General features: G+C 40.5%; 6 protein-coding genes. 4 read left to right on the top strand and 2 right to left on the bottom strand.

The features are described from left to right. From L1D50_RS20475 to L1D50_RS23500, 4 genes are all read left to right on the top strand, one after another. A partial coding sequence (locus tag L1D50_RS20475; RefSeq protein ID WP_239966696.1) for a condensation domain-containing protein occupies positions 1–959 on the top strand: 959 nt, incomplete at its 5' end. 2 nt (positions 960–961) lie between these two features. Further along, positions 962–2,560, top strand: coding sequence for a hypothetical protein (locus L1D50_RS20470; RefSeq protein WP_128725262.1), 1,599 nt, complete (start codon positions 962–964; stop codon positions 2,558–2,560). Between the two features lies 1 nt (position 2,561). Continuing rightward, positions 2,562–3,881 carry an MFS transporter gene (locus L1D50_RS20465; protein ID WP_275660238.1) on the top strand — a complete coding sequence of 440 codons (1,320 nt, stop codon included), beginning with the start codon at positions 2,562–2,564 and terminating at the stop codon, positions 3,879–3,881. Further along, positions 3,874–4,512: an acyltransferase gene (locus L1D50_RS23500; protein WP_275660237.1), complete on the top strand. Its 639-nt coding sequence runs from the start codon at positions 3,874–3,876 to the stop codon at positions 4,510–4,512. The genes L1D50_RS20465 and L1D50_RS23500 overlap by 8 nt, the downstream gene beginning before the upstream one ends. 130 nt (positions 4,513–4,642) lie before the next feature. Here the strand turns inward: L1D50_RS23500 and L1D50_RS20455 are convergent, their stop codons facing one another. Both L1D50_RS20455 and L1D50_RS20450 read right to left on the bottom strand, forming a co-directional pair. After that, entirely contained in the window at positions 4,643–6,136 is a 1,494-nt protein-coding gene (locus L1D50_RS20455) for a tryptophan halogenase family protein (RefSeq protein WP_138522355.1), read from the bottom strand. A 2-nt stretch (positions 6,137–6,138) separates the two neighbouring features. Further along, positions 6,139–6,501: tryptophan 7-halogenase (locus tag L1D50_RS20450; RefSeq protein WP_239966694.1), on the bottom strand; the 363-nt coding region annotated here is incomplete at its 5' end.

Below are 6,501 nucleotides of genomic sequence, written 5' to 3'. Positions count from 1 at the left end.
GTGTGTTCCTTACCTTGTCATTACACCATCTTATTTTTGATGGTTTTAGTATGGAGGTCTTTGCAAGAAACTTAGAGTTAGTTGTCTCAGCATTGAAAGCCGAAGAAACTACATGCAAACTTCAAAAAGACCCTTATATTAACTTTGCCCGTGCATATCAAGACTATTTTAGTCAACCCTTGAGTTCGGGCCTGTGGCAAGAAGACCTTGTGTTTTGGCAACAAGCTGCCAAGCGGCAAAATCAAAGGATGTTTTCCGTAGAACAAGTGATGAAGGCTAATCAAGGTAAATCTCAACGTCATACAATTACTGCGCTACCACTTCAACTCAGTGATCACATTAAGCAGGTTTCAAAACAGCTTGGTGTTTCACAAGCGAACTTACACACGGCAGCAATCGCCCGCGCACTGCAACAGAGCCTCACACTGAGTACTGTCTCTATCGAGCTCTCTCAGTTTAATCGGTTTAATAGACATATTGATGTTGCTACAGAAGCGATCGTTGGCTATCTCATTTCGCCAATAACTTTGATACTTGGAGAACAGGCATTTACATCACTAGATGCGACTATTTCGTCTGTAGATAGCTTTTTAACATCTGCTCCTCACAATGCCACGGGTTACTATGCATTATCACATTTGAACCCAGATCCTAAGGTTCAACATGCCCTCCCAATATTGCAAACCGCTGACTTTAACTTCAACTACCAAGGTGAGTTAAATACATCGACAAACCAGAATATCGTCACCGAGCTGGAAGACTGGCACATCAAACTAAAGCAGACCATTCCATTCGTTATTTCGGATGAAACAACATCAAGCCCATACAGTTTGTACATTTCAACCTATTTTGAGCAAGGCCAGCAACGAGTGTTTATCGGCTATAGCGCGCAACTGTTTGACAAACAACAAATCACAACTCTGACAGAACAATATATAAATAATCTAAAAGGAATGTAGCAATGAAGTATTTTTATTTAATGGTGTTCATATTTTGCAATTTTGCAATTGCGAACACCAGTAATACGGAGTTTAAACTCAAAGGGTATTACGATTCAGATTTTTATCACCAAAAGTTAGGGCTAACAAAATCGCAGTTTGACTCAATTGCAAATCAACTGATCCTAGTTGTTGATCAAATGGGTAAAAAATCTGTTGATGAGTTAATCCAAATAGCATATTTGGAAAACCCACAAAGCGAAACAACCACTGCACTTGCAGCAGTAAGATACCTTTCCAGCTCGTTAATGGCCAACAACACACTTACAGCAGAGTCATTAGAGCACAGTATTGTAGCCCTCTATTATCTTGAGCGACTTAATACCATTTCAAAAAAACATGCTTGGGCAAAACAGGTCCGAATAACGCTTGGTAGAGAGGTGAATAAGGTGCTTGAATACGAGGCACTTACCGTGAATGAACAGCTGGAATCGCATGCTCAGTTTCACCATGCTTTCAATGTGCAGCCCGAGCACGGAGTTGCAGCTGGACTTGCTTTGGTGGATAGCTTAATTGCCGATCCTGGAAATGTGATGACCTTAACTTTAGTGACAGGTTCAAGACTTTGGCTAGGCGGTGAAGTGTCATATTCTGATCCAAATACGCTGTATTACTTTATTCTAACGAGTTTCTACAGTACCAGAGCTATTCTTTTATCTCACGAATTAGAGAAACAGGCAAAACAGTCCGCAAGCACAAAGAAGACTATGAGACTTTCTTCAATTCTTGGTGGCTGGACTACCTTACCTAGACGCTGGCTTGCAGAGATACACCACGATCCACTCAGCCAATCACTGATAGAGCAAGAGCATCACCAGTGGTTTTCTATCAACCCAGGGTTTCATTCGATAACGCTCGCCTCTAGTTACTTTAATGAAGATCCTCGATTTTTTTGGGGCTATGGCTACTTGATGCAAGGGTTAGGTATTTGTAATCAAAATCTACTGTTTAGAAGTTGTGCTGACGACCCCCGGTTTTCATTTAATCGACTGGTTTTCTTAACCACAATTATTGACTATTCAATAAAAGCAGGCGATTTTGATACAGCGCAAATGCTATTAGGGGCGAGGTATTGGCCCGAGTTCCATTGGAATGACTGGTCTCAAGGTCATGCTCCATGGCAACTAAGAGAGCAAAATATGCAACTGTTACATGAACAGTGGAATAATGCTGATGCATCAGACGATCTCCCTTTGATCACTACGATGAAAAGGCAATGGGGTGATAATACGATGACCTGCCAAACATGCCACCAAGAACAGAATCGCAGTTGGACAGCTGAAGAAAAAGAGCGAGCACGTACCCCCTCACCTAGTGTTGAGTATTTACAGTTTTGGCCTGAAATATCAACCAGCTGGACCGGAGACCAACACACCACATTAAAATGTGACAATATCAATTCATGGCAAAGTAATACGGTTTACCGAGCGAAACAGCAAGTTGTTTATCAACATGCGTTATTTGAAGCAAAATGGTGGACACGAAATGAGGTACCGTCAAAATCAAAACAGTATGATGTATGGCAGTTTGTTGGGTTTTGCCAGACTGGCAGCGTAAAATAATATGCAGCTACTGTCCAAAAATAGTAAATTTCACCTCCATTGGGTTGGCGTTATGCTAACCCAGATAGGTGCATACTTTACGCTTATCGCCCTTCCTTGGTTGACGCTGTCTGTTGCGAATAATAACCCAACAACACTTGCCATTATCATGGCTTGCTTTGGCATACCTCATAGTATTTTTATTTTGCTAGGTGGCTCGATTGCCGATAAGTACTCACCGCTTTTCGTTATCAAATTATCACGCTTCGGCTTTGCATGTTGTACGTTGATATTTGCACTCGCGCTTTACTTCATCACCCCAAGCATCTGGCTACTAGTCGGCTTTGCAATCTTCGCAGGTGGATTTTCAGCGCTCGGCTTCCCCGCAAACCAATCGTTTATTCCACGAATTGTGCAACATGACGATATTTTGAAAGCCAATGTACTTACGATGGGAAGTAGCTTTGTAATCCAAGCTTGTGCACCCGTAATGGCGGGATTTTGCTTATTATGGATTAAACTATATTTAGAACGTCATGGATTGGTGAATAGCAATATTGATCATCTTACTTTTGCTTTTCTCCTTGATGCAGCTTTGGTGTTTATAGCGGCCTGTTGCACCTTGAAAATCAATCTAGGAGAAAAGAATGAGACCAAAGCTCTATCAAAAACACATACTTTATTTAAAACAGTGCAAACGAGCTTCCACTATAGTTTTACACATCAAAATCTCAAAATCATTCTGTTGTACTTGATGCTCATTTCAATCCTGATCCATGGCCCACTCTTAATCTTGCTTCCATACCTTGTGAAGGTGACTTTGAATATGGATGAATCAGCACTGAGCTATTTATTGGCAAGCCAAGGAATAGGCACTTTTGTCGGCGCAACTTTAGTCGCAGTTTGTAAGCCGAATATGCAAAATCTCGGAAAATATATCTTATGCTTTGACCTCATTACCGCGATTGTGTTTATTCAACTTGGTTTTCAATCATCTCTCGTTTTGCTATGTCTAAGTTTAGTCACGATTGGATGTGCTGCTGGGTTTACCGTGGTTGCAGGTACTACTTGGTATCAGGTGAATATTCCTATAGAGAAGCTGTCTGGCGCCATAGCATTCGTGCTGTTCGCAATCCACGGATTGATCCCACTTTCTTCCATGCTGATTGGTACTCTGATAGAACTATTTAACGTCGCACAGATCACTACCTTATTTGGTACGTTTACTGCCATCATTTGTTTTGTTGGTTTACTTTCTCCCAAGGTAAGAAATATGGGTAAGGTCCTATCTGTAGATACCGAATCTAAAAATGCACCTCAGGACATAACAAGTAATGCCTAAATACCTTAATCATCCTTTTCCTAACAAATCCAAATCATGGTTGGATCTGTTACAAGGAAACACGCAACTTTTTGCTTCAAAACCAGAAATATTAGGCAAGCCTAAGTTCAATTATGTTGAGGTATACGAAATCAATGACACGCTCCCCCCAAAAGTTAATGTTGAAGCATTTGCAACTTCAATCCGTATAGGAAAAAATGCCTACTTAGACTCTAGCAGCGCAGCCGCATTTCCGAATGATATCGTCAAATTAACCGCTGTAAAAAGGCCTGGTCACCAGCCTGGTAAAATCTCTATTGGTGATAATGCTTGCTTACAAGGAACAGCTATCGTTAGCTATCAAAGCGTCAAGATTGGTGATAATGCTTTATTTGGGCCAAACGTCATCATCATGGACTGCGACGGTCACACCTTGAAAAATAGAAATGCTCCGAATGAAGTATCAAGACTAGTAGCAAGACCTGTATCTATAGGCAATAACGTTTGGATAGGCTATGGCGCGATCATCAATAAAGGCGTAACAATTGGAGACAATGCGGTCATTGGAGCTGGAAGTGTCGTAACAAAAGATGTGCCTGCCAACACGATGTTTGCAGGCAACCCCGCTCGGTTCATTCGGCAGTTAACATAATACCGATGATATTCATCCTTCTGCCGATTTGATTGATGAGCTGTAATATAAGCTCCATTAATAGTTATTAGTAAAATTCATAAGGGGTTAATAAAGCACAAAGTCGGCTACAGTCTCTTTGCTAGATACTTCACTGGGTGTTGTCGCTAGCAAATAGCTCAGCCTGGTCAATAAATAGGTCCGCTGTGTCCTCACAATAAGCTAAGGCTTTTGTTGCAAGCGAGTCCAGTGTTGTTCCGGCCTCAATATCCAAATCGGATAACCCCATTCCACATAAGATGCTATACCATGATGCTTTCGCATATGCCGAATCTCCGAGCAATTCTTTATACGAGGATTCGAAATCACCGGAGGAAGTCCAAGCTTGTAATATCGCATTTAAATTAGCTGAGATACTGTTATTTTCTCTACAGTCTTGCCAATACTTTCCTTCCTTGGAATTTATTTTATAGTGACACACGACGTAATCTCGCACGCTATCAAATTGATCGTTTATTTTTTTGTTAAGTTTTTCTGCGCTATATTCATTTTCGACACCATTAATGTATGACATCACTGTATATTGTACTAGCATAAGTGCTGTTGCTTCTAAAGGCTCAATAAAACCTTGTGATAGCCCAACGGCTAAACAGTTTCCTAAAAAGTGTTCATTAAGCCGGCCAACTCGCATTTTGATATGTCTTGCATGACACCCTTTGCCCTGTTCCGGCAATAAGCTTCTTAACTCATGCTCAGCTTCATCACTAGACAAATATTTACTTGAATAAACATAGCCATTACCATCTCTATTGCGTAACGGTATTTGCCAACGCCAACCACAGCTCATCGCGGCCGAGATAGTTTTACTTTCTAATTGCTCAGTAACTTTTGGTGTTTGAATAGCCACTGCAGCATCGTTAAACAACATATCGCTATAAGAATGAAAGTCTCTTTTTAAAGCTTTATTTACCAAAACCCCAGAAAAGCCTGTGCAATCTACAAATAGTTCCGCCGTAACGGTCTGTTTTGTATCGAGTACTAAAAAGTCAATATTTTTGTCGCTGTGGATTACACTATCGACCGTCGCTTCTTGATAAATTACACCTCGCTCAATGCTTTTTTCTTTGAGGTAATCACCTAGTAATGCAGAATCAAAGTGATAACCATAATCAAGCTCAATGGGCAAAGGCTTCTTTGTTATTATCGCTTTGTGTTTTTTCGCCAGTGATGCTGCTACAAAAAAGTTGTCTGGCAGTACATTAACCCGCTCTCCTTGTCGCCATTTTTTTGCTTGTTTTACAAAAGCTGTGCTTGTTTGGCTATCCAGAGCTGAAAAAAATGGATGAAAGTAACTCTCATAGCCCTGTACTGTTGACCAGTTTGGAAACTGAATGCCGACCTTGTAGGTTGCATTGCACCTTTGCATCCACTCTTTTTCATCGATATTTAGTGATTGAAAAAAATATTTTAATGCAGGTGTTGAGCCTTCGCCTACACCTATTACAGGCACATCAGGTGACTCTATCAATATAACTCTTGTATTAACCCAATGAGACTTAAGTAAAATAGCGCTCATCCAGCCTGCAGTGCCACCACCTATAATCGCGATACTTTTGGGCACACTGTTGCTTATTCTTTCATTCATAATTACACCTTAGGAAACTTGTACTCTTTTAGTTTTTCTATAAGCTCCCTGTGATTAGGCAGTTTTTCCTGCACTAAGGTTCTATATTTATTAACTTCCGCAAACATAGCGCGTGCTTTTTTTGTTTTCTCAGCACTGAGTCTACTCGAATCAACTTCTGTCTTAAAACCCATACCATAAAGTACATATTGGTAACTATCCATGACAAATGGTTCGAAAGCACTAGCAAAATCATACTTACTTAAAGGGTTATTCTGCCAATGGGCTAGTTTACTTCTCAGCTCGTCAGGAATACTGTTAATATTTTTATTATCTAGCCAAAACTGCCCATCAGTTCTTTGAGACAAAACATAATGCATTTTTAT

Origin of the sequence: Pseudoalteromonas sp. Isolate6 (genome assembly GCF_022398435.1) — a bacterium.
Lineage (GTDB): Bacteria > Pseudomonadota > Gammaproteobacteria > Enterobacterales > Alteromonadaceae > Pseudoalteromonas > Pseudoalteromonas galatheae.
This window is presented reverse-complemented; position numbering and strand designations above follow the sequence as displayed.